This window comes from Octadecabacter ascidiaceicola (assembly GCF_900185015.1).
GTDB lineage: Bacteria > Pseudomonadota > Alphaproteobacteria > Rhodobacterales > Rhodobacteraceae > Octadecabacter > Octadecabacter ascidiaceicola.
In genome coordinates, this window is sequence record NZ_FXYD01000001.1 from 970,298 (window position 1) to 992,161 (window position 21,864).

The 21,864-nt window shown below is 56.4% G+C and carries 25 protein-coding genes; 11 read left to right on the forward strand and 14 right to left on the reverse strand.

Annotation, left to right across the window (positions count from 1 at the left end):
- Positions 1-145 precede the first annotated feature (145 nt).
- The 4 genes from gnd to OCA8868_RS04825 form a co-directional block, all read right to left on the reverse strand.
- Entirely contained in the window at positions 146-1,555 is a 1,410-nt protein-coding gene (gene gnd, locus OCA8868_RS04810) for an NADP-dependent phosphogluconate dehydrogenase (RefSeq protein ID WP_093995360.1), read from the reverse strand.
- 99 nt (positions 1,556-1,654) lie between these two features.
- Positions 1,655-2,560, reverse strand: a complete 906-nt coding sequence (gene argF / locus OCA8868_RS04815; protein WP_093995361.1) for an ornithine carbamoyltransferase — start codon at positions 2,558-2,560, stop codon at positions 1,655-1,657.
- A gap of 90 nt (positions 2,561-2,650) precedes the next feature.
- A complete protein-coding gene (locus OCA8868_RS04820; protein WP_093995362.1) occupies positions 2,651-3,832 on the reverse strand; it encodes an aspartate aminotransferase family protein in 1,182 nt (393 codons plus the stop codon).
- A 225-nt stretch (positions 3,833-4,057) separates the two neighbouring features.
- Entirely contained in the window at positions 4,058-4,552 is a 495-nt protein-coding gene (locus OCA8868_RS04825; protein WP_093995363.1) for a ClbS/DfsB family four-helix bundle protein, read from the reverse strand.
- Between the two features lie 81 nt (positions 4,553-4,633).
- Here OCA8868_RS04825 and OCA8868_RS04830 point away from each other — a divergent pair, with 81 nt between their 5' ends.
- The gene (locus tag OCA8868_RS04830; RefSeq protein ID WP_093995364.1) at positions 4,634-5,569 is read left to right on the forward strand and encodes a DMT family transporter; all 936 of its coding nucleotides are present in this window, start codon (positions 4,634-4,636) and stop codon (positions 5,567-5,569) included.
- Positions 5,570-5,611: 42 nt separating this feature from the next.
- Positions 5,612-6,043, forward strand: a complete 432-nt coding sequence (locus OCA8868_RS04835; RefSeq protein WP_093995365.1) for a hypothetical protein — start codon at positions 5,612-5,614, stop codon at positions 6,041-6,043.
- Between the two features lie 11 nt (positions 6,044-6,054).
- Here OCA8868_RS04835 and OCA8868_RS04840 read toward each other — a convergent pair whose 3' ends face one another.
- A complete protein-coding gene (locus OCA8868_RS04840) occupies positions 6,055-6,861 on the reverse strand; it encodes an ABC transporter permease (protein WP_245848035.1) in 807 nt (268 codons plus the stop codon).
- Between the two features lie 144 nt (positions 6,862-7,005).
- Between OCA8868_RS04840 and OCA8868_RS04845 the strand changes: the two genes are divergently transcribed.
- Together OCA8868_RS04845 and OCA8868_RS04850 are read left to right on the forward strand one after the other, a co-directional pair.
- Positions 7,006-7,602, forward strand: coding sequence for a GcrA family cell cycle regulator (locus tag OCA8868_RS04845; protein WP_093995366.1), 597 nt, complete (start codon positions 7,006-7,008; stop codon positions 7,600-7,602).
- Positions 7,603-7,606: 4 nt separating this feature from the next.
- Positions 7,607-7,987: a hypothetical protein gene (locus OCA8868_RS04850; protein ID WP_143849510.1), complete on the forward strand. Its 381-nt coding sequence runs from the start codon at positions 7,607-7,609 to the stop codon at positions 7,985-7,987.
- Here OCA8868_RS04850 and OCA8868_RS04855 read toward each other — a convergent pair.
- On the reverse strand, positions 7,984-8,895 hold the full coding sequence (locus OCA8868_RS04855; protein WP_093995368.1) for a pirin family protein: 912 nt from the start codon (positions 8,893-8,895) through the stop codon (positions 7,984-7,986). The two genes, OCA8868_RS04850 and OCA8868_RS04855, sit on opposite strands and share 4 nt — an antisense overlap.
- Positions 8,896-9,028: 133 nt before the next feature.
- Here OCA8868_RS04855 and OCA8868_RS04860 point away from each other — a divergent pair, with 133 nt between their 5' ends.
- From OCA8868_RS04860 to OCA8868_RS04875, 4 genes are all read left to right on the forward strand, one after another.
- The gene (locus tag OCA8868_RS04860; RefSeq protein ID WP_093995369.1) at positions 9,029-9,898 is read left to right on the forward strand and encodes a lysophospholipid acyltransferase family protein; all 870 of its coding nucleotides are present in this window, start codon (positions 9,029-9,031) and stop codon (positions 9,896-9,898) included.
- Between the two features lie 81 nt (positions 9,899-9,979).
- Positions 9,980-11,008, forward strand: coding sequence for an N-acetylneuraminate synthase family protein (locus OCA8868_RS04865; RefSeq protein WP_093995370.1), 1,029 nt, complete (start codon positions 9,980-9,982; stop codon positions 11,006-11,008).
- Between the two features lie 89 nt (positions 11,009-11,097).
- Complete coding sequence (gene neuC / locus OCA8868_RS04870; protein ID WP_093995371.1) at positions 11,098-12,219, forward strand: UDP-N-acetylglucosamine 2-epimerase; 1,122 nt, start codon at positions 11,098-11,100, stop codon at positions 12,217-12,219.
- Entirely contained in the window at positions 12,209-13,483 is a 1,275-nt protein-coding gene (locus OCA8868_RS04875; protein WP_179214773.1) for a 3-deoxy-D-manno-octulosonic acid transferase, read from the forward strand. The genes neuC and OCA8868_RS04875 overlap by 11 nt, the downstream gene beginning before the upstream one ends.
- On the opposite strand, the gene OCA8868_RS04880 is transcribed toward OCA8868_RS04875, so the two are convergent.
- The 4 genes from OCA8868_RS04880 to OCA8868_RS04895 are packed head-to-tail and all read right to left on the reverse strand — an operon-like array spanning position 13,480 to position 16,287.
- Complete coding sequence (locus OCA8868_RS04880) at positions 13,480-14,412, reverse strand: Gfo/Idh/MocA family protein (RefSeq protein ID WP_093995373.1); 933 nt, start codon at positions 14,410-14,412, stop codon at positions 13,480-13,482. The genes OCA8868_RS04875 and OCA8868_RS04880 overlap by 4 nt on opposite strands.
- Positions 14,406-15,194: an SDR family NAD(P)-dependent oxidoreductase gene (locus OCA8868_RS04885; protein ID WP_093995374.1), complete on the reverse strand. Its 789-nt coding sequence runs from the start codon at positions 15,192-15,194 to the stop codon at positions 14,406-14,408. Before OCA8868_RS04885 ends, OCA8868_RS04880 begins: the two co-directional genes overlap by 7 nt.
- Positions 15,181-15,885 carry an acylneuraminate cytidylyltransferase family protein gene (locus tag OCA8868_RS04890; protein WP_245848036.1) on the reverse strand — a complete coding sequence of 235 codons (705 nt, stop codon included), beginning with the start codon at positions 15,883-15,885 and terminating at the stop codon, positions 15,181-15,183. The genes OCA8868_RS04885 and OCA8868_RS04890 overlap by 14 nt, the downstream gene beginning before the upstream one ends.
- 42 nt (positions 15,886-15,927) lie before the next feature.
- Positions 15,928-16,287 (reverse strand): hypothetical protein, encoded by a 360-nt coding sequence (locus OCA8868_RS04895; protein WP_093995375.1) that lies wholly within the window; start codon positions 16,285-16,287, stop codon positions 15,928-15,930.
- Positions 16,288-16,377: 90 nt separating this feature from the next.
- Here OCA8868_RS04895 and rimO point away from each other — a divergent pair, with 90 nt between their 5' ends.
- On the forward strand, positions 16,378-17,754 hold the full coding sequence (gene rimO / locus OCA8868_RS04900; protein WP_093995376.1) for a 30S ribosomal protein S12 methylthiotransferase RimO: 1,377 nt from the start codon (positions 16,378-16,380) through the stop codon (positions 17,752-17,754).
- Here the strand turns inward: rimO and OCA8868_RS04905 are convergent.
- The 4 genes from OCA8868_RS04905 to OCA8868_RS04915 form a co-directional block, all read right to left on the reverse strand.
- Complete coding sequence (locus OCA8868_RS04905) at positions 17,751-19,025, reverse strand: hypothetical protein (RefSeq protein ID WP_093995377.1); 1,275 nt, start codon at positions 19,023-19,025, stop codon at positions 17,751-17,753. The two genes, rimO and OCA8868_RS04905, sit on opposite strands and share 4 nt — an antisense overlap.
- 173 nt (positions 19,026-19,198) lie before the next feature.
- On the reverse strand, positions 19,199-19,375 hold the full coding sequence (locus tag OCA8868_RS16605) for a hypothetical protein (protein WP_179214774.1): 177 nt from the start codon (positions 19,373-19,375) through the stop codon (positions 19,199-19,201).
- A gap of 105 nt (positions 19,376-19,480) precedes the next feature.
- On the reverse strand, positions 19,481-19,825 hold the full coding sequence (locus OCA8868_RS04910; RefSeq protein WP_093995378.1) for a diacylglycerol kinase: 345 nt from the start codon (positions 19,823-19,825) through the stop codon (positions 19,481-19,483).
- Positions 19,826-20,176, reverse strand: coding sequence for a YigZ family protein (locus tag OCA8868_RS04915; protein ID WP_093995542.1), 351 nt, complete (start codon positions 20,174-20,176; stop codon positions 19,826-19,828). It lies immediately after the preceding gene.
- 103 nt (positions 20,177-20,279) lie between these two features.
- Here OCA8868_RS04915 and OCA8868_RS04920 point away from each other — a divergent pair, with 103 nt between their 5' ends.
- Positions 20,280-21,110, forward strand: a complete 831-nt coding sequence (locus OCA8868_RS04920; RefSeq protein WP_093995379.1) for a DUF1444 family protein — start codon at positions 20,280-20,282, stop codon at positions 21,108-21,110.
- 93 nt (positions 21,111-21,203) lie between these two features.
- Positions 21,204-21,857, forward strand: coding sequence for a PAQR family membrane homeostasis protein TrhA (trhA, locus tag OCA8868_RS04925; protein WP_093995380.1), 654 nt, complete (start codon positions 21,204-21,206; stop codon positions 21,855-21,857).
- Positions 21,858-21,864: the final 7 nt, after the last annotated feature.

Genomic DNA, 21,864 nt, shown 5'->3' on the forward strand with positions numbered 1-21,864 from the left:
TGCCTTTGTTTCATAAATATCCCGGGGGAGTCCGAAGGACGGGGGCTGGCCCCCACTTTCTCCCCGACACTTAAGGATCAAATTTTCAAAGAAAATTTGCACCCCGCCCGCTGCAAGCGCTGATCGCCAGATCATCCCAACGGCATCAATCCCACCAAGGACCGTGTTGGTCACGACGCCCGTCAATATGCTCAAACCCGTGGTGTCCAAAGAAATCACGCTGCGCTTGGATTACATCAGCCGTCCCCCGCGCCGCACGCATCGTGTCCAAGAAACCCAACGCTGAGGCCAAAGCAGGAACCGGGTGGCCACCCGCAACGGCCACACTGACGACACGGCGAAGGGCTGGAAACCCATCGCGGATGAACTTTGCGAATGTTTCGGAGAATATCAGCTGCCCCTCAGGCAGATCACCGCGAAAGGCCGACGCGATATCATCTAGCAACGAAGAGCGAATGATGCATCCAGCACGCCAGACTTCAGCCACGCGCGCGCAATCGATGGACCAGTGATACTCATCCGATGCGGCGTTCAATATCCGGAAACCCTGCGCGTAAGAAACGATGCGCCCCACCAGAAGCGCGGCTTCCAGATCAGCGTCACTCAACTCCAACGTTTCGAGCGGCGTGTCAAAAACCTCACTGCCTGCGACCCGCGCTTTGCCCTCCGATGACCATGCCCGCGCGGCGACACCAGCTTCAATGACGTTGGCAGATTGGCCCAAACGCACCGCTTCGATGATCGTCCAGCGGCCCGTGCCTTTTTGCCCAGCGGCGTCGACGATCACATCAACGGCGGGCTGGCCCGATTGTTTATCTGTCGCTTGTAGAACCTTCGCGGTGATCTCAACCAGATAGCTTTCCAGCACGCCGGCATTCCAACGCTCAAATACATCGCCAATTTCGGACGGTGTCCGCCCCAGCCCGTTGCGCATCAACCCATAGGTTTCCGCGATCAACTGCATGTCGGCATATTCGATTCCGTTGTGCACGGTCTTTACGAAGTGCCCTGCCCCGTCTGGCCCGAAGTGGTCCGCGCAGGGTTCGCTGTTGAATTTGGCCGCAATGCTTTCAACAACGCTGCGAATGCCGCTCCATGCTGCGGGTGATCCGCCAACCATCATAGACGGGCCGTGACGCGCACCATCTTCGCCGCCTGACACGCCCATACCGATATAGGTAAACCCAAGCGCCTCAACCTCGGCGGTTCGGCGACGTGTTACATGAAAATCCGCGTTTCCTGCATCGATGATCGTGTCACCTTTGGCCAATAGCGGCGTCAGTTTCTTGATCGTTTCATCAACAGGGTCGCCCGACGGGATCATCAAGATAATTGCACGCGGCGGGGCCATTGCCGCGACCATGTCTTTCAAACTGTCTGCGCCGTGAAGCTTCCCTGCGAGGCCCGCGCCCGCGGCTTCCGCTTGAAATTCGCCAACCACTTCGGGTCGAAGGTTCGTTACATGCAGCGCAAACCCTTTTTCGAGAATATTAAGGGACAGCGCACTGCCCATGGTTCCAAGCCCATACAGGCCAAGTGTCGCGGAGTCGGTCATTGGGTGCCCTCAATTGTGTCACCCAACGCCTAAGCTGCACGCGCGGGGTCTTCAACCGCGCGCGCAAACAATGTCGTGACGAAGTCAGGGTTTCCGAAGTTATTTGTCCAAACAAAACCGCATTACGGCCTTTTGCGCATGCAGCCGGTTTTCCGCCTCATCCCAGATGACCGAGTTCGGGCCATCCATGACTTCCGACGTCGCTTCATCATCGCGGTGCGCGGGCAGGCAATGCATGAACAAGGCATCGTCCTTGGCCTTTGACATCAGATCAGCGTTGACCTGATAGCCGCGCAGCTGGTTGTGGCGCCGTTCGCGTGCGGATTGTGGATCATGCATAGACACCCATGTATCGGTGACGACCAGATCGGCGCCCTGCACCGCCTCATTCGGGTCGCGCACAGTCGTGTAAAGCCCGTCGAGTGCGGCCTCGGGTTGCAGGGTTTCGGGGCCCGTGAACACGAGATCAAAGTCAAATTGTTTGGCCGCATGGGCGAAGGAGGCGAACACGTTGTTCCCGTCGCCGGACCACACAACCTTTTTGCCTTTGATCGGTCCGTTGTGTTCTTCAAATGTCAGGATATCAGCCATGATCTGACACGGGTGCGTGCGATCCGTCAGCCCGTTGATGACAGGGACGGACGCGTATTCGGCCATTTCCAACAACGTCTGTTCCTCAAACGTGCGGATCATGATCAGGTCGACGTAGCGGGACAGAACGCGGGCCGTGTCGGCAATGGTTTCACCGTGGCCAAGCTGCATGTCCTTGCCAGACAGCACCATCGTTTCACCGCCCATCTGACGCACACCAACATCAAACGAGATACGCGTACGGGTGGATGGTTTTTCAAAGATCAGCGCGACCATGTGATTGGCGAGCGGCAGATCCGCGTCAGGTGTGCCTTTGGGCTGGCCTGCACGTGCTGCCTTCATGGTCGCGGCATTGTCGATAATGCCCCGCAGGTCTGCTGGGGATGTGGTGTTGATGTCTAGGAAATGGGTCATTGGTTAATCGCTTGTGGTTGGCTGTGGAATTGGGGGCTAGCCCCCAAGCCCCCAGGATATTTGGGAAACAAAAGCTAGGTTAAGAAAGCGTTACGCGGGTTGGGTGATTTGCGTTGCTGCTTTCTCAAGGCGGGTAAGTGCCTCGTCGATTTCTGCGTCTGTGATGTTGAGCGGGGGCAGCAGACGGATAACGTTGTCTGCGGCCGGAACGGTGAGGAGATTATTTGCGTAACCCGCCGTAACTATATCTGTGTTCACGGCTTTGCATTTGAGGCCCAGCATAAGGCCCGTCCCGCGGACCTCTTCGAAGACGTCTGGGTGGGATGCGATCAGCCCTTCGAGTTTCTGGCGAAACAGGCCGGCTTTGCGGTTCACCTCGGCGATGAACGCCGGTTCGGCGACGATATCCATCACCTTGCAGCCGACGGCGCAGGCCAGAGGGTTGCCGCCATAGGTGGACCCGTGGGTGCCAGCGGTCATGCCTTTGGCTGCGTTTTCGGTAGCCAGAACTGCGCCCAACGAAAAGCCCCCGCCGATACCTTTGGCGACCATCATGATATCGGGGGTAATGCCGGCCCATTCGTGCGCGAAGAGTTTTCCGGTGCGCCCGACGCCGCATTGGACCTCATCAAGGATCAGCAGCAGGCCGTGCGCGTCACATAGGTCGCGCATTGCCTTTAGGTCGGCGTCCGGCAGGGGGCGGATGCCGCCTTCGCCTTGCACGGGCTCAACCATGATCGCGCCTACGCTCGGCGATTTCGCGGCCTCTGCGAGTGCGTCGTGGTCCGCGAATGGCAAGTGGACAAAACCGGGGAGCAACGGGCCAAAACCCGCCGTCATTTTCTCGGAGCCCGCCGCAGCGATACCAGCGCTGGAGCGGCCATGGAATGAGCCGTCAAACGTGATGATTTCTGTGCGCTCAGGCGCGCCATTATCAAAGTGATACTTGCGCGCCATTTTCACGGCCAGCTCGCAGGCCTCGGTACCGGAGTTCGTAAAGAACACAGTGTCGGCGAAGGTGCTTTCGACCAGTTTATCCGCCAGTTCTTGCTGTGGGCCGATGTGGTACAGGTTGGACACGTGCCAAAGCGTGTTGGCCTGTTTTGTCAGGGCCTCAACCAATTCGGGGTTTGCGTGGCCCAGCACATTCACAGCGATCCCTGCGCCAAGATCCAAGAAACGTCGGCCGTCTGCCTCAACCAGCCAAGAGCCTTCACCGCTGACGAAGTTCAGCGGCGCACGGTTGTAAGTGGGCAGTACAGACGGGATCATTTTGATCTTCCTTTGTAAGAAAGGCCCATAGGTGTTGGAACGCGGGCCATGTGTCAATAATGTTGGGATGTTAGATGTGTTTTTCGACAGAACGTGTCAGAGATGCCAATCGGCGCGATCAATAGATCAGCGTCGGCGTCGCAGTTCAGTTTGTGTCGTGTTCATCATCATGGAGCTGTCTTACGCTGGGTCAGAGCGGTTTTGCAAGCATTATACGTCGAATGGCTAGGCCGCGCGCAGGCAGGCACGAACCCACTTCGCGGCAGAACGATAATGCGAAGAACCTGCAGCCTCTGCCCAGCGCCCTGTGGTCCATGCATTGTTGGCGCCTTTCATGGGCCCACCATAAAGCTGCGTGTCCGACTTCCCTCCGATGAGTTGCATCAAATCGAATTGCCCCTGTTCGAGTTGAAGACCTGCTTCTTCCCAGCCCAAATCAGCCTGATCTTCACGCAATTTGGCATTGTAGGTTTTCAGTTCATTCCATTTGTAACCTTTGGCAGGAAAGAAAACCTCCTGTCCGGCTTGCCCGTCACGATACCAGCCCAAGAACAGGGTGATCCAATGGGCACGGTGGGCGATCACGTCCTTGATGGATGTGTCGTCTTCAAGCTTTCTCGTCGCGACGTCATCCGGGATGTCCGCGATCAGCTTCTGCAATTTGGTAAACTCCTTTTGGGTGACGGCAAGAAGGCCGATCTTGGTGGTGGCAGCAGGCATGGCGTTCTCCTCTACGTGATACTAGCGGCTTGGTGAACGACGCACCTTGATCTGGCACAAGCGCCGTGAAACACGAACTACATGGTACAGACGCAACCGCCTTCGCCGCGCCCACAGAACCCGACAGCTGCCGTTGCGCTGATGGTTCTGGCGACCGTGTTTATTGCGGGCACGACCCTGTGTGCCAAGGCGTTGGGGACTGAGACGCTGGGCCCCAGTCTGCATTCGCTGCAAATCAGCCAAGGGCGGTTTGTGTTTGCGTTCTTTGGTTTGCTCAGCGTGGCGGCCGTGCTGCGCCCGAAAATCAGCAATCCCAATCTGCGTTTGCATATCTCGCGCACGATTTGCGGCGCGACGGGGGTGACGCTGATGTTCGCAGCTGTGGCCTTCATTCCGCTGTCAGACGCCACGGCGATTAGCTTTCTGAACCCAGTGTTCGGGATGTTGCTGGCGATCCCGTTTCTTGGGGAGAAGGTCGGCCCGTGGCGCTGGGCGGCGGCCGCCATTGCATTTGTCGGCGCGTTGATACTGCTGCGTCCGGGGCCGGATACATTTCAGGTCGCGGCATTGCTGGCGCTGGGGGCTGCTTTCACGATGGGGCTTGAGCTGATTTTCATCAAAAAGCTGGCAGACCGCGAACCACCGCTGCAAATCCTGCTGATCAACAACGCCCTAGGATGCGTGTTGATGAGCCTCGCCGCCGCGGCCTATTGGGCACCCCCGACATTGGCGCAATGGGGCGCGTTGGCGGCGTTGGGCCTGATGATGGCATCGGCACAGACTTGTTTCATCAACGCAATGGCGCGCGCAGATGCGTCCTATGTCACGCCGTTCAGCTACCTGACGCTGATCTTCGCGAGCCTTTATGACTGGGCGATCTTCAAATCCGTTCCCGATTGGGTGAGCGTCGTGGGCGCCTGCATCATCGTGTCCGGCGCGGCCTTGCTAGCTTGGCGCGAGACGGTGAACCGAAGCCGCTTGCGCCGCGTTCCAGCCAGCCTTGGTGGGCGAGTCTAAGGCGACCTTAAAATCGCGAAATGAGGAGGCTATGTAACGCCAATGGAAAACATCTATCGCTATCGCTCAAACGGACGCGCCCCAACAGTCTGGGGCATGCTTGCCTTTTGGCTCTTCATGGTTTGGGCAATAGAAGCCAGCAATGATCCCGCACTGTTTCTGCGGGTCATTTATTGGGGGCTACTAGGCTTGGTGATATGGGCTTTGATCTACAACCCAAAGCGCGGAATAGACCTTTCCGACACAGAGCTTACGATCATCTCGACGGGAAAGCCGCGCACAATTAACCTTGAGGACATTGACCGTCTTTCCGTGAGGGAAAGCGGCATCTCAGGCTTTAGCTTCCGCCTTCATATGAAAGACGCCAAGCCCATTGGCGTGAGTTCTGCAGCCTTACCATCTGCGCGCGAAATCGAAGCTGAGCTAGAAGCACGCGGTGTAACGGTCGACATCAAAACGGTTTCAGGGGTTTAGGCGGCAACCCGTTAGGCCTTCATCCGGTAGCCCGTGCGTAGCCAGTTCCACACGACGGCCAACACAATCAGCGACCACAGCGATACAACGCCAAGGCCCAGCAACGGGCTGCTGTCGCTGACGCCGATAGTGCCATAGCGTACACCATCAATGATGTAGAAGAACGGGTTCCAGTGGCTGAAGGTTTGCAGGACGGGCGGCAATGCTTCGATAGAATAGAATGTACCCGACAGGAACGCGAGCGGGGTGATGAGGAAGTTTGAGATCGCAGACAGCTGATCGAATTTGTTGGCAAACACCGCCGCAACCATCCCAAGCGCCCCCATCAGGATTGACCCCAAAAGCACAAACACCAATGCCCAAAGCGGATGCTCCATCGGCATCCCGATAAACCACATCGCGCCTGCGGTAATCACCACGGCCACGATCATTCCGCGTGCCACTGCTCCTGCGATGTAACCCACAAGCAATTCCAATGCGGATAGCGGCGGCATCAGCGTATCAACAATATTGCCACCAACCTTGGCCGAGGCAATCGAACTGGAGGTATTTGCAAAAGCGTTCTGGATCACCGTCATCGTCATGATACCGGGCGCAAGAAACACCATGAACGGAACACCCATAACATCACCACGCGTCGGGCCGATGGCGATCGTAAAGATCAGCAGAAACAAACCCGCGTTCACCAGCGGCCCCATAATCGTTTGCGACCAGACGTTCAAAAACCGCAACACTTCGCGGCGTGCCAGCGTCCAAGTGCCAAGCCAGTTTACGGCCCCGAAACGTCTTACGCCCATATCGGTCTTGCTGCTATGCATCGCTGATTCCTTTTTCACCGCTGGGTGGTTGTATCCGCCGCTGGGGTGCTTAGAATAGGGGATCAAAGAATTCTCAACCCCATAACCGCCATTTTGGTTGTTTGGGGCCCATGCCAAACCTCTGGCCAAATAAGTGGAATAAATATGTCTTGGACCGACGAACGCGTCGATGTGTTGAAAAAGATGTGGGGCGAGGGTCAATCCGCCAGCCAGATCGCAAAAGAACTCGGCGGCGTAACCCGCAATGCCGTGATCGGCAAAGTGCACCGTTTGGGGCTGAGCAATCGCGCCGGTTCCGGTGGTGGTAAGTCTGCCGCACCCAAAGCAGACGCCAAGCCTAAGGCACCCGCCAAGCCTAAGGCCGCGCCCAAAAAGGCTGCCGCGCCAAGAGAAGATGAAATTCAGGAGCCAAAGACCGAGTCAGCGTCTCCTGCCCCTCAACCAAAAGTGCCGCACGCACGCCGTCAGATCATTCCGGCTGGGCAGCCTCTGCCGCCACAGCCATCCGCCAATGAAATCAGCCCCGAGGTCTTGGCCAAGGTGAATGAGGTCGAAAAGACCGCCAAAAAGATCACGCTGATGGAATTGACCGAAAAGACCTGCAAGTGGCCCGTCGGCGACCCAGCGACAGAACAATTCTGGTTCTGCGGTCTGGCCGTACAGCAAGGCAAACCATACTGCGAAGCACACGTGAGCGTGGCATTCCAGCCAATGTCATCCCGCCGCGACCGCCGCCGGTAAAAACGTGGCTTGGGTTAGATTTGCCAATCGGACCCTTCAATCTTTGTTCGTCGCGCTTGGACTATGCGCGGCGACACCAGCCCTATCCCAAGATGATGTTTGGTCCGTTTCCCCTGAGCTTGCGGCCGCAACTTCGCTGTGGTTGAGCGGGGACGATACCGCAAAGGCGATTTGGGACATCGGGACACTGGCGGTTGAGGGTGAATTGCCAGCGCGGTATTTGGTCCGCGCAATCTATTACAATTTTGTGCCCCTAGACTTCCCCGAACTGGATCCGGAAGGACGTTCGGCTTTGTTTCCTGCTGATCCGGATGCAGGACGTTTTTTTCGCCCCTATCCGATCGATTCCGAAAGTGTACCAGCGCAAGCAGCGCGGGCAGTTTAGTGCGCGGGTTTAATAAACGTTCCATTCCTTAAATCACGGATCGCAGTTTGCAACTCTTCTTTGGTGTTCATCACAATCGGGCCGTGCCACGCGACTGGTTCTTCAATAGGCGCGCCTGAAATCAGCAAAAAACGAACGCCCTGCTCTCCGGCCTGAACTGTCACCTCATCGCCGGTGCCAAAGCGGATCAATGTGCGGTCTCCAGACATATCGCGGATGTTCACCTCTTCGCCCATGACCTCCTTTTCAAGCAGCACACCAGACGGCGGACTTGCGTCAGCAAATGCAGCCGTGCCTTCAAATACATAGGCAAACGCACGGCGGTATGTGTCGATCTTGAAGGTCTTGCGAACGCCCGCAGGCACTTTTACATCGAGGTATTGCGGGTCGGCTGCGATGCCATCCACCGGCCCGCGCTTGCCCCAAAATTCTCCGGTGATGACGCGCACAACAGTGCCGTCATCATCCGTGATTTCCGGAATCTCACCCGCGTTTACATCCTGGTAGCGCGGGTCCGTCATCTTTTGCGCGCTCGGTAGGTTGCCCCACAATTGAAACCCATGCATCTGCCCCGCCGCGTTACCGTGCGGCATTTCTTGATGCATGATACCAGATCCAGCCGTCATCCACTGCACATCACCCGCACCCAGTTTACCGACGTTTCCTAGGCTGTCTTCATGCTCAACCGTTCCGTTCAACACATAGGTGATCGTCTCAATCCCGCGGTGGGGATGCCATGGGAAACCCTTCATGAAATGCGCGGGGTCATCGTTGCGGAAATCATCGAACAGTAGGAACGGGTCCAGCTCCGTCGGGTCCTGAAACCCGAACGCACGATGCAACTGAACGCCCGCACCCTCCACTGTTGATACGGCTTTACGGGTCTCAAGAATTGGGCGAATGGACATATGTACCTCCAACGGTTGTGTGAGAAAAACCTAGCCTTGCGCGGTCCTGCATTCAATTGACGCACAACCACCAAGGCTGTGCATCAGCGCACAGGACTTGCAGGGGGCATCACACCGCCCTAAACCAGCGCTGATGCGTACCTTTGAAACCGCCACCCGCTCCGACTGGATCACCGATCGCGCCCTGCGCGCGATCATCGCAACCGCGATGGCGTTGCCCTATAAGCAACGCGTGCGTTGGTTCGGCGCGATGGCAGAACGGCTTGTTGCCCCCACAGCGGGATATCTCAAGCGGTCGCGCACACAGATTAGCATGATCTGGCCCGACATGGATGACACCGAAGTCAACCGGCTCGCCCGTGCTTGCTGCAACAACTTTGGTCGCACCATGATCGAAGGCTATTCGCGTGGAGACTACACCGCGCAATTGTCTAACACGATACCCGAAGGTCCCGGCCTCGAATACCTGGCCAATGCCAAATCCGAGGGACGCCCGGTATTGTTCGTCACCGGCCATTTGGGAAACCACGACGCGCCGCGCCATGTGTTGAACCGTTTGGGCTATACGATCGGCGGCATCTACAAACCAATTTCAAACCCCTATTTCAACGAACACTACCTTAGCACGATCAACGAAGTCTCAGGCCCCGTTTTTCCAATCGACCGCGAAGGCATGGCAGGCTTTATGCGTTTGCTGAACGGTGGTGGCATGGGGACGATGCTGTTTGACGTTCGTGTTACGAAATACCCGAAAATCCCATTTCTCGGCCATCCCGCGCATACCTCAACGGGTCTTGGCGCGATTGCCCTAAAAACCGGCGCGCTGATCCTGCCCTACTTTGGCACACGTCGCGCAGACGGTTTGAATTTTGATGTGACCGTTGAAGCCCCTGTTGAGCTGACCACACCAGAGCAAATCATGCGCGATGTGACAGACCGCCTAGAAGACCGCGTGCGCGCGCATCCCGACCAATATTTCTGGGTGCATCGACGCTGGGGCTAAGCCAAAACTACGCATGCACGCGACGTCTAGAGTTTCCGCTCAGTGCGTGTCACAACTGCTTCAATTAATCGGAGTGACCACATGAAAATCGCCAACCGCGACATCGGCCCAGACCACCCGCCCCTCGTGATTGCCGAGATCGGCATCAACCACGGTGGCAGCCTTGAAGTTGCGAAAGAAATGGCGCGTTTGGCGGCCCTTTCCGGCTGTGAAATGGTCAAGCACCAGACCCACATCGTCGAAGATGAAATGACGGAGGAAGCCAAGCAAATCTTCCCACCGAACGCCGATGTGTCGATTTGGGATGTGATGGCGGAATGCGCCCTTAGCCGCGAAGATGAAGCCGCGCTGAAGGATTACATCGAAGACCTCGGGATGATCTTTATCTCCACCCCGTTCAGCCGCGCCGCTTGTGATTTCCTCGAAACCCTCGACGTGCCGGCCTACAAGATCGGCTCGGGCGAAGCAGACAACCTGCCCCTCATTCGTCACGTTGCGTCCAAGGGTAAGCCGGTCATCATGTCCACGGGCATGCAGACGATCGAAAGCATCCGTGCAAGCGTTCAAATTCTGGAAGACAGCGGCGTTGACTACGCGCTTCTGGAATGCACCAACCTGTACCCGTCCCCTCCTGAAATCGTTTCTTTGCAAGGCGTTACAGACCTGCGCAACGCATTCCCGAACGCGGTTGTAGGCTTTTCTGACCATTCCATCGGGCCAGAAATGGCGCTGGCGTCCGTGGCTCTTGGCGCCAGCATTCTGGAACGCCACTACACCGACACGCGCTATCGCAAAGGCCCCGACATCAGCTGCTCAATGGACCCATCCGAACTGCGTCACCTGATTGACCGCTCCGTTGAAATCCACACGGCACTGCACAACCCCAAAGAACGCACCGCTGCCGAAGAAGACGTCTACCGCTTCGCCCGCGCCTCTGTAGTGGCCGACGCCGACCTGCCTGCAGGCCACACCATAACCGAGGCCGACATCTGGGCTCGCCGCCCCGGTTCCGGCGCGATTGCGGGCTATGATTTTGACAAAGTTGTCGGGAAGACGCTCAAGGTTGCCGTAACAAAGAACCAGCAGCTCACATGGGATGATTTTAAGTGACCATTCTTCAAGGATCAGTTTGTTGATCTTAGTGACATGGAACTAAGCCCCACCAGTAACCCTCACCGCTCGGACGGCCGATAAGAAATATGACCGAAAAATCCATCCTCTTCGTTACCGGAACCCGTGCAGATTTCGGGAAAATGGAACCGCTGGCTATTGCTGCGCGGGATGCGGGACATGATGTCGGGTTTTGGGTGACCGGCATGCACATGCTCGACCGTTACGGGCTGACCAAGAAAGAAGTCGCGCGCACTGAAGGTGTGGGTGTTCATGAGTACCTCAATCAACGCCCCGGTGATCCGCAGGATCATGTTTTAGCCAAGACTGTTATGGGGTTTTCTGACTTCGTGGCCGAGCATAAGCCGGACTTGGTTGTCGTTCATGGTGATCGGATTGAAGCCCTCGCTTGCGCCCTTGTCGCAGCGACAAATTACATTCGTTCAGCCCATATTGAAGGCGGCGAAGTGTCTGGAACGATTGATGAAATCTTCCGCCACTGTAATTCCAAACTCGCCAGCCACCACTTTGTCAGTTCCGAGGACGCCAAGCGCCGCGTCATGGCCATGGGTGAACCTGAGGACGAAATTCATGTGATCGGCTCACCCGAGCTCGATTTTCATTCGGGCCCGTCTGGGGTGACCATCGGTGACGTGCGGGCGCATTATGATTTGCCGAAAGATGACTTCGGCATCGTCGTCTTCCACCCCGTCACATCCGAAGCCGACACGATGGGCCAGCAGGCCCGCGACCTGTTTGGCGCGCTTGATGCTTCGGGCAAATCCTTTGTGGTGATCGCCCCGAACAATGACCCTGGATCGGACGATATTTTTGCCGCGATTGAGACCCTCCCCAAAGACCGGTTTCGCGTGCTGCCCTCCATGCGGTTCGCCCATTTTTCCGAGCTGATGAAAAATGCCGCCTGTATGATCGGCAATTCAAGCGCAGGCGTGCGTGAAGCGCCGTTCCTTGGCACGCCGTCCTTGGATATCGGCACCCGCCAAACCAACCGCGCCCAAGCCCCGTCTTTGCACGCAAAAGCGGCGTCAGACACGGATGGCATAGCGGCCTTCCTGCACGAGGAATGGGGCAAGCGCTATGAACGCCACGTTGCGTTTGGCCAAGGCGATGCAGCCGCGCGGTTTGCTGATATCGTCAGTGACGAGGCCTTCTGGACAGGCGATCTGCAAAAACGGTTCCATGACCAATAAGCCGAGCATTGGCCCCATGTTGCGGCTGGTGCTTGGTGTTGGCGCGGTGCTGTCACCACTGGCCCAACCGCTGCTGAAACGGCGTTTGGCAAAAGGCAAAGAAGACCCCGCCCGTTGGCGCGAAAAGCTGGGTGAACCCACTGCAGCACGGCCCAACGGCCCGCTGATTTGGATGCACGGCGTTGGGGTTGGCGAAGTTATGGCCCTGCGTGGCTTGATTATCGCACTGTCGACTAAGCGACCCGATTTGAATTTTCTCGTCACGTCCTCGGCTCGGTCCTCGGGCGAAGTTTTTGAAAAGAACCTGCCGCCCCGCACACAGCATCAATACCTTCCGCTCGACATGCCCGGCCCCGTGTCGCGTTTCCTTAATCATTGGAAACCCGACCTCGCGGTGTGGTCCGATCAAGAAGTCTGGCCGCGCCTTGCCGTCACCTGTGCGCGTCGTGGAATCCCACAGGCCTATGTCGCCGCGCGGATAACCGACAAATCTGCCGCGGCCAAGTCGCGGTTTGGCGATGCTTACGGCGATCTCTATCGTTTGCTCGACGCCCGCCATGCGCAAGAAGACCGCACAGCATCAGCATTGCGGGACTTGATGGGCGATGAGACAGACGTTCAAATCACGGGCTCATTGAAAGCCGCCGCTGCTCCATTGGTCTGCGACGCAAATCTGTTGGCCAGTTTCGACGCGGACTTCAGCCCCGTTTGGGTCGTCGCCTCAGCTCATCTGATTGACATTAAACTCGCCCTGGATGCGCAGATACTAGCCCGTGAGAAGCATGGCTTCACATCGTTTCTGATCATCGCTCCGCGCATCCTTACCGACACACAACCCATTGAGAACATGTGTGAAGATCGAGGTCTAACTTGGACGAAACGCAGCGCCAAGCAACTGCCAGATCCTGCCTGTGACACCTTCATCGCTGATAGCTTTGGTGAGCTGGGAACATGGTATCGCGTCGCGTCTCTCGCGCAAATCGGCGGTACATTTGACGCCACAGAAGGACACAACCCTTGGGAGGCTGTGGCCCTGAACTGCGCCATCCTGCACGGGCCGCGCGTGCAGAATTTCGCGATGGATTACGCCATACTAACGGATGCCGATGCCGCCCGTTTGGTCAAGACCGCAGAAGACATTGCTGAAGCTTTGCTCGATACGACACTGCCGCAAATGTCGGATCGTGCCATGCAGGTACGCACCACTGCGGCACAGGGGCTTTCGCGCATTGCGGATGATCTGCTGGGCCTTCTAAGGGCTTAGAATTCCATTTCCGCAGTGCCGAAAAACACGCGTTTTCCCGATGCATCCGCGATCAAATCGCTTGAACTGCGCATGTCCGACAAACGCGGCGCGAGTGGTGCCAGCGTTGCGCTCTCATCCTCGATCAACGCCAGCCAATCGCGCGTTATTGCACGGAACATGTCGTTGCGTTCAAACGGGAAGCTTTTGGTTTCTGGACCGTTGCCATCATCGCGCGTGATCTTAGCCGCCAACATATCGAGCTTGCGTAAACCGCGGCCCCCCGACAGTTCAGACCGACGCAGGCTAACCGGCGACAGATAATCCATCGCCACGGTTCCCGTGCGCCCAGCGCCGCCCGTAAGCGCTATCCGGCTGGCGAAATCGACCCCGTCGAAATCCGCGTGCCCGACGGACGCGACCGATTGCACGGCCAAATCCGGGAACAAAGCTTTCGCCAAATCCAGCTCATGACACAAATCCAACAAAACCCCGCCGCCATCGGGCTTAGCGGCATAGCTATCAGGAAAAGACCAGTTTTGCCGCCACTGGCGCACATCATGGCCGATCTCAAACGAGAACCCATAAACGTCGGACAAATCGCCCGCCGCCAGCGCCTGCACGACCGGATGGTAGCGCGCCATGAACCCAAGCATGGACCGCTTCGCCAAATCCCCAGCCGCATCGTAGATTTCAGCCACGCCGGCAGCCGTCCAATGCAAGGGCTTTTCCACGTAAAATGGCCAACCTTTGGCAGCGCAAAGCGTGACCAGTTCAAGGCGCACTTGCGTGGCCGTGGCAATCACCAAACCCTTCACATCATTGCGTTTTTCAAGCGCCGCGCGATCGTAGGATCGCCACGAGATCAGCTCAGTCACCTCGCCAAGTGCGGTCAGATTGTCCGCATGACGGCGCCCAATAGACCCCGCCCCGATGACCAAAATCACCACGCGGAGAAACCGCCATCAACGTTGATCAACTGGCCCGTCATATAGCCCGATTGCTTGGACGCGAGGAACAACATCGTATCGGCAATCTCATCAGGTTCACACATACGCCCCGCCATAATCAGCTCACCCACGCGCTTTTGGAACTCTTCGGAATGGCCGTTAAACACAGCGCCCGGTGCAATGGTGTTGACCGTCGCTTGGCGTTTCGCCCAATAGCCCGCCAGCCAAACCGTCAACCCGTGGATACCTGCTTTGGTCACGCCGTAAGCCGAGAAGTTCTTAAACGGCATACCATCATAAATCGGGTGGTGTGCGCCATTCAGCGCATACATGGATGCCACGTTGATCAGCGTTGTCGGGCGTTTGCCCACGATATCGCGGTCCATCTGACGCGCGACCAGAAACGCCCCCGTCAGGTTGGTGCGCATGGTCTTTTCCCAATCGTCCAACGTGGTGTCCGCAAAGTCAGGGAAACTCCCGCCCGCACCCATCAACATCTCGCCAGTGATGGCCGCGTTGTTCAGCACGACGTCAGGTTTCCAGCCGTCGCCTTCTACGGTTTTGAAAATTTCAACGATTTGCTCTTCTGATCCCACATCCAGCGGGTAGATCGCGAAATCAGGGTTGTCGCCGTGCGTTTCCTGTAGCCCGTCAAATCGATGCCCTGGCAGGTCTGTCGCCACGACCTTAGCGCCCTGCTCCAGCATCCGGCGCACATAGGTGCTGCCCAAAACGCCGCCAGAGCCTGTGATAAATACTGTTCTGCCGTCAAGTTGCGCCATTTTGAGTGTCCTTCATTAAAAATTCTACGATCTTCCAGTCCAGCGGCTCGTCCACATCCATGCAGCGCTCGGACGGCATCACAAAGGGGATCACACGCCCTTCATAAATGGTGCTGGCTTTGCGCAGATAGTCGGGGGACAGCACATAGGTGCTGGCGGCGTGTTCATAGACCACAGGCGCATTCTGGCGCGCCCAAACGCCGCCCGGAAGCGGCTTTGACACCCGCAGCGCCCCCGTTTCATCCGGTTCGACCATGTTGAAATAGGGGTTCTTGCCTGCGATGCAGCAGGACATCACCATGTCTGGCGCTTCGGATTCAAACAGGTCCAACGCACCGTCAATGTCTTCCATAAGGCGCAATGGTGACGTGCAATCAAGGTCAACAAACGCGGTCGCCTTTCCCGCAATCGCCTCGGCTGCGTCAAGCGCGTGCTGCCACACGCCCCACTTTGGTGCATCATCCGTCGCCAAATGCGCAGGCCGCAGCCCAATGTCCAACGCGCCCTTTGCAACTGCATGGTCGTACATTTCTTGGCTGTCGGTGCTGACCACCACCGCATCAATGCGCGTTGATTCAAGCAATTGATCCAGCGACCAATCCATCAACGGCTTGCCGCACATGTCGCGAAAATTCTTCCCCGGCACACCCTTAGATCCCTTACGTGCCCCGATATGTCCGATGATCATCATGTGTCTCCCGTATCTGTCCCTTCTATGACGCGGAACACAAGGTCAACGCAACCTGAACCGCGTCCGCAACCCAAGACCGAGGAAAAAGGGGAGGATAGGCCCGCTTCGGTTAGGCTGGATGCTTCCGTCAGGGGATCGCCTTTGAAACTCTTGCTCAACGTATGCATCGAATTTGTTACCTTCGGAAGGCAACATTTCCGCCTTTTCGAAAGCAGTGTGCATTCCGGCGGCCAAGCTCTTGAACTCATCAAGTGTGCGAAACCGACAAAACCACTTATTCCAAGCATCGCGGTTCTTCTCCGCCAACTCCTTATCAATCCGTGCCCCTTCCTGCTCCCCATACAGCGTCATCAAAATATACCATGGGTTCTCATTCGCGGGGGTTAGTTTTCTCTCGTCCATCCAAGGCTCCTCTTTACAACCTGCACGATACTAGACCGCGCTTCACCTGCAAGGCTTCCCAACAGCGCAGCCAGCACCTATACGCGCGTCATGTCCCAGAACCCGCCCAATCTCCGCCCCGACTTGGCCCCTAAGGTCAAAATCCAAGAACCAACCCGCGACGGCCAGCCGACCATTGGCATGGTGTCCCTTGGTTGCCCCAAGGCGCTGGTGGACAGTGAACGCATCCTCACGCGATTGCGCGCCGAAGGCTACGCGATCTCGCCAGAGTATTCCGGCGCGGACGCGGTCATCGTGAACACCTGCGGGTTTCTGGACTCTGCCAAGGCAGAATCCCTTGATGCCATAGGCGAAGCGCTGAAAGAAAACGGCAAAGTCATCGTCACTGGCTGCCTCGGGGCCGAGCCGGATTACATCCGCGAACACCACCCACAAATCCTCGCCGTGACAGGCCCGCATCAATATGAACAGGTGCTGGATGCCGTGCATGCCAATGTGCCGCCCTCGCCCGATCCGTTCATTGACCTGCTGCCTGCGTCCGGTGTCTCCCTCACGCCGCGCCACTACAGCTATTTGAAAATCTCCGAGGGCTGTAACCACAAATGCAAGTTCTGCATCATCCCCGACATGCGCGGCAAACTCGCCTCTCGGCCTGCCCACGCGGTGATGCGTGAGGCTGAAAAGCTGGTGGATAACGGCGTCAAAGAACTGCTGGTGATCTCGCAAGACACCTCCGCCTATGGCACCGATTGGCCGTCCGAGCAGCGCCGCGGGTTGACCGAACAGCCGATAACCACGCTGGCGCGTGATTTGGGGTCCTTGGGTGCATGGGTGCGCCTGCACTACGTCTACCCCTACCCCAACGTGCGCGAGCTGATCCCGCTGATGTCGGACGGCCTGATCCTGCCCTACCTCGACATCCCGTTCCAACACGCGCACCCAGAAACCCTGCGCCGCATGGCCCGCCCCGCGCACGCCGAACGCACGCTGGACCGTATTGAGGAATGGCGCGGGCTGTGCCCCGACATCACCCTGCGCTCGACCTTCATCGTCGGCTACCCTGGTGAAACGGAAGAAGAATTTCAAACCCTGCTTGATTGGATGGACGAGGCCCAACTGGATCGCGTCGGGTGCTTTCAATACGAAAACGTCGACGGTGCGCGTTCAAACGCCCTGCCCGACCACGTCCCCGCCGAGGTCAAACAAAACCGCTGGGACCGTTTCATGGAAAAAGCGCAGGCGATATCCGAGGCCAAACTCGCCGCGAAAGTTGGTCAGATCATGGACGTCATTATTGATGACATCGACGAAGACGGCATCGCGACGTGTCGCACCAAGTCAGACGCTCCAGAGATCGACGGGAACTTGTTTATCGACGAGGGAACAGCGGGCTTGAAGGTTGGTGAGATTGTCAGCGTCGAGGTGGATGAGGCTGGAGAGTATGATTTGTGGGGATGTGTTCGCTAGTTTCCTCCAGGAAGCTTATCAATTATTTTCTCCGTGATGTCCGCCATTTTGCCGCCACCGAACGAGAATATTCTGTCTTTTTGCGGCTGATCATCTTTTTCCATGAAAAACTCATCAACAAGTTTTTCTCGTAGAGCCAATCGTTCAGGCTCTTTGGAATCGATTAAGTATGCATCAAATGCCTTTATTCGGAGGCCCCGAGACCGAAGCGCTAAAGAGGTTCGCCGTGCTCGTGACGCCAAGGAAGCCAAGTAAAAAGCTGGAATCAATAGAACCGCAGAGATTGGTAATTTAGCCAAAAGTGTTCCTGCTGTAAAAACTGTTTCTTCTGGAAGGCTAAGCCAAATTCCGACCAAGATCGCTGCGGATCCAATCATTAAGAGGGCCGCGAAAATCGAATACATCTTAAATGATTTATGCTCTGACACCGCTGCTTCTACAAATCCGCCAGCTAGCGCAACTTGACCCGCTTGGTCATAAATCCCTTTTAGTTTGGCCAGCGACTCCTCCGCACTTAGTTGGAACTCCCGTTGCGCTTTCTCTAGGTCAGCAGACGCTTTCGTTAAAGCTTTGTCATTGGCGGCCATCAGTTCTTTTTGGTTGGACCGAACCTCGGTCAATGCAGTAGCAATTTCATCAAGCTTTTCTTTCGAACGCGATTGTCGGCTCGCCTCATCGTTAGAAAACGTTTCCGTCCACTCTGACAGCTTGTTCGTGACTTTTGCGTCAAGATTGGCTTCCCAGTTTCTTTGCTGTGATTCCACCGACGCACGCAGGACATCCAATGAAGCGTCAACTTCAGACAACATCTTTTCAGCGGACGAATACTTGATGTCCAACTCACCGAATTTATTATCGGCTTCTGCAAGCCTAGCCTCAAGTGTCACCTCTAATAAAGCGGCTTGCCCAGTGACTTGCTCTATCGCTTCGTTAGCCTCAGACCGGAAAATCTTTTGTAATCTGGGGTAAGGGAACCTTCCAAACACAGCGGCAAAGAAATTTTCAATATTGGTGTAGTGCTGCCAGTTTTTTGCATTATTTGCTAAGTGATTTGCAATATTTTGAAGGTCCCCGTTAGAAGAATTTAACTCAGGCTCAGAAATCAAAGCCGCGTCACTCTTTTCCAGCACCCACTTTAGATATCCAATTTTTTTGCATAGGTCTTCATATCGGGGGTCAGCGCGATTAGGGTCGGAGAAGCCTTTGAGTGAAGCCTCCACATTTTCGATTTTTGCCCATATTGGGTGTTGATAAAAGGATTCTTCGTTCAAAAGGTGCTCCGCAATACATGGAAATACTCAATTCAGTATTGCACTCAACCTTTGCAACTAAAAGAAGAATCAACTACCGAACACCACAACCCAAGCTACCCTCTTGCTAAGAGCATTACAGAACCCTTTAATTCCGACAATTTGGATCAGTAATAGTACCCAGCCAAACCACCCTAAGCGGCGGAGTTCTGCGCCCAGTGCTCAGCCATCTCGCTGTCCAAAAGATCGAGGAACTTAGCGAGTTTCCCTGTCACGGGCTCATCCGTCTCTGGTGCAGACACATCTGAAACGTCCAAGTGTTCAGCGTCGGAATTTGGCGCGGTGCCGTCTATGTTGGGTACATGTTTCACAAGCGTAACTTCACAGATTTTTAACGAACTATTCAGGGGAAAACACCGTTTCGCACGTCACCGCCAGCGTTCCGCCGCGTCACCCTATCCAAAAGGTTAGGGCGCCTACCCCACCAGCACCACGACCCACGCGACCCCAGCAGCGATCGCCGTAAACGTCACCCCTGCGCTGCCTGCATCTTTGGCCATGCGCGCCAGTTCGCTTTTCTCAAGCGAGACCAAATCCACCGCCCGCTCAATCGCCGTGTTGAGCAGTTCCACTGCCAACACCAAAATGCCCAGCGCCAATATCAGTGCCAATTCCGCGCCATCCAACAACCAGATCGCCAAAGCGCCCGACACCACATTCGCCCAGACCCAAGACCGGAACGAATGCTCGGACGTCCATGTGTCGCGCAAGCCGGCCCATGACCAGATGCAGCGCCACTTTAGCTGCTCGAAAAACCCCATTTACCCCTCCTCCAGATAGTACCGCACGGCGTCTTGAACGCGGCGAAACCGGTCGCCACCCAGATGCACGCCGCCAAACCAGCGTGTCACCACGATGATTTCCCCGACGCGCCCGTCCCGTTCCAACATGCGCAAAATCACCATACCTGCGCCTGCCTCGCCGTCATCATTTTTCAGGGGCGTGCCATCGGGCAAAACCACGGCCCATGTGTTGTGTGTGGCTTTGGCGAATTTCTTGCGGCGGCACAGCGTTTTGATGAACGCCTTGGCCTGCGCCGCACTGGCACAAGGCCCACCCGACACCGCATATTTGGACCCGCGGTCGGTAAATATATTTTCAAACACCTGCATCGCGCCACCCTGCCCCAGCCTTCCCATGGATACAATTCGCGATCCCCATATTGCGTGCCTCAATGCAGTCACCTAAGCTTCCCCAAACTCAGCGGAGGCCTTTATGCGCGCGATTTTATTATTCCTTTTCATAGCCTTGTCTTCAACAGTTCGGGCCGACATTCCAAAGCCAGAAACACTTGACGACACGCTGGAAATGATGCTTGAGCGTTTGCTGCCGACCTATCCTGAGGCACGCATAAATCGCGCCAACCGGAACATCGTGTTGGACCCGTCCGGGAATGTCATCTTCAACCCAGACAACATTCATTCTGTTTTGCGAAACCTCGAGAACGGGGCCGACCGTGAGGCTGAGCTGAACGCGTTTATTGCAACCATGATTACCGCCAACACGGACGCCGGACTTGAAGGCGCGCTCCCGTTGGAGATTCTTTACCCCGTGGTTCGGCATCAGAGCTTTGTCGAAAATGACGGCAGTTTGGGGCTCTACTCTGAACCCTTTGTTGGCGACATGGTCCGTGTCTACGCGATCGATTATCCGGACTACGTGGCCTATGTCACAAAGGATCACTTCGATGACGGCCTTACAGTGGATACGCTCCACGCGGTGGCGGCACGAAACCTGAGCCGCAAAATCGAAGGCACAGAATTTCAACAACATGGCGATATCATTCTCGTGGTGAATGACGGGTTCTATGAAAGTTCTTTGGTCGTTGATAACGCCCTTTGGGAAAGTTTCTCGGAGCAGCTGGGCGATGACATTATCATGGCCGTCCCTGCACGTGATCTGTTGATGTTCACACCCGCCAGCGCAGGTGAATCCGTTGCGTTCATGAATGACTATCGCGACGAAATCATTGCAGATGGCGCGCACCCTTTGTCCGCGCTAAGCTACATTTGGAACGACGGCGCGTGGCAGGTTTATGACCGCTAAGCGTCTTGCCACGGTAAGCGGCGAACCTTCCCTATTGGCACCGTGACGCAACGGCATGGCCCCAATACACGATCTGCACCCTACATTGGGCCAATGACCAAGCCGGACCTTTACCCCGAATTCACCCGCGCAGAGCGGGTTGCAGATGGTGTTATGCACGCCTTCGGAATCGCGTTTGCCATCACAGCGACCATTCTTTTGATCGTCTGGGCGAGCGGTGAAACGAGCCTGAGCACAGTCATTGGGCTCAGCATTTACGGGGTTGCCCTGATCGGGTCCTTTGTGGCCTCCGCGTGCTACCACTTCACCCCATGGGAAGGGCCGCGCCACCTTTTGCGCCGCATTGATCATGCAGCGATTTATCTAAAGATTGCCGGCACCTACACACCGTTGGTCGTGCTTATCGGGTCTGCCTTTGCTTACAGCATCCTTGGGATCGTCTGGACACTTGCTGCGGTCGGGGCCATTACAAAACTATTCTTCTGGGGGCGGCCGACACGTTGGGGTGTTGGGCTATATCTAGGCCTAGGCTGGCTCAGTGCGGCCTTAATAACCTCACTTGTCCCACTGGTGTCTGGGGCCACACTTTCGCTCATCATCATCGGTGGCTTGGTCTATTCGCTAGGCGCAGTTGTCTTCAGCATCGACGGGTTGCGGTTTCAGAATGCAATTTGGCACGGGTTAGTGCTGACCGCATCTATCTGCTTTTGCATCGCCATCGCGCTTGGCGTGCTCCCCACAATCTAACCAACCG

What these genes read in the sequence shown, in the direction of transcription:
- OCA8868_RS04865 (WP_093995370.1), top strand. Translation starts at nt 9,980, where the DNA reads ATGAAAATCGCCAACCGCGACATCGGCCCAGACCACCCGCCCCTCGTG.
- OCA8868_RS04820 (WP_093995362.1), bottom strand. Translation starts at nt 3,832, where the DNA reads ATGATCCCGTCTGTACTGCCCACTTACAACCGTGCGCCGCTGAACTTC.
- trhA (WP_093995380.1), top strand. Translation starts at nt 21,204, where the DNA reads ATGACCAAGCCGGACCTTTACCCCGAATTCACCCGCGCAGAGCGGGTT.
- OCA8868_RS04915 (WP_093995542.1), bottom strand. Translation starts at nt 20,176, where the DNA reads ATGCAGGTGTTTGAAAATATATTTACCGACCGCGGGTCCAAATATGCG.
- neuC (WP_093995371.1), top strand. Translation starts at nt 11,098, where the DNA reads ATGACCGAAAAATCCATCCTCTTCGTTACCGGAACCCGTGCAGATTTC.
- gnd (WP_093995360.1), bottom strand. Translation starts at nt 1,555, where the DNA reads ATGACCGACTCCGCGACACTTGGCCTGTATGGGCTTGGAACCATGGGC.
- OCA8868_RS04890 (WP_245848036.1), bottom strand. Translation starts at nt 15,885, where the DNA reads ATGATGATCATCGGACATATCGGGGCACGTAAGGGATCTAAGGGTGTG.
- OCA8868_RS04825 (WP_093995363.1), bottom strand. Translation starts at nt 4,552, where the DNA reads ATGCCTGCTGCCACCACCAAGATCGGCCTTCTTGCCGTCACCCAAAAG.
- OCA8868_RS04920 (WP_093995379.1), top strand. Translation starts at nt 20,280, where the DNA reads ATGCGCGCGATTTTATTATTCCTTTTCATAGCCTTGTCTTCAACAGTT.
- OCA8868_RS04910 (WP_093995378.1), bottom strand. Translation starts at nt 19,825, where the DNA reads ATGGGGTTTTTCGAGCAGCTAAAGTGGCGCTGCATCTGGTCATGGGCC.
- OCA8868_RS04830 (WP_093995364.1), top strand. Translation starts at nt 4,634, where the DNA reads ATGGTACAGACGCAACCGCCTTCGCCGCGCCCACAGAACCCGACAGCT.
- OCA8868_RS04855 (WP_093995368.1), bottom strand. Translation starts at nt 8,895, where the DNA reads ATGTCCATTCGCCCAATTCTTGAGACCCGTAAAGCCGTATCAACAGTG.
- OCA8868_RS04875 (WP_179214773.1), top strand. Translation starts at nt 12,209, where the DNA reads ATGACCAATAAGCCGAGCATTGGCCCCATGTTGCGGCTGGTGCTTGGT.
- OCA8868_RS04860 (WP_093995369.1), top strand. Translation starts at nt 9,029, where the DNA reads ATGCGTACCTTTGAAACCGCCACCCGCTCCGACTGGATCACCGATCGC.
- OCA8868_RS04885 (WP_093995374.1), bottom strand. Translation starts at nt 15,194, where the DNA reads ATGGCGCAACTTGACGGCAGAACAGTATTTATCACAGGCTCTGGCGGC.
- argF (WP_093995361.1), bottom strand. Translation starts at nt 2,560, where the DNA reads ATGACCCATTTCCTAGACATCAACACCACATCCCCAGCAGACCTGCGG.
- rimO (WP_093995376.1), top strand. Translation starts at nt 16,378, where the DNA reads ATGTCCCAGAACCCGCCCAATCTCCGCCCCGACTTGGCCCCTAAGGTC.
- OCA8868_RS04840 (WP_245848035.1), bottom strand. Translation starts at nt 6,861, where the DNA reads ATGCATAGCAGCAAGACCGATATGGGCGTAAGACGTTTCGGGGCCGTA.
- OCA8868_RS04895 (WP_093995375.1), bottom strand. Translation starts at nt 16,287, where the DNA reads ATGGACGAGAGAAAACTAACCCCCGCGAATGAGAACCCATGGTATATT.
- OCA8868_RS04845 (WP_093995366.1), top strand. Translation starts at nt 7,006, where the DNA reads ATGTCTTGGACCGACGAACGCGTCGATGTGTTGAAAAAGATGTGGGGC.
- OCA8868_RS04835 (WP_093995365.1), top strand. Translation starts at nt 5,612, where the DNA reads ATGGAAAACATCTATCGCTATCGCTCAAACGGACGCGCCCCAACAGTC.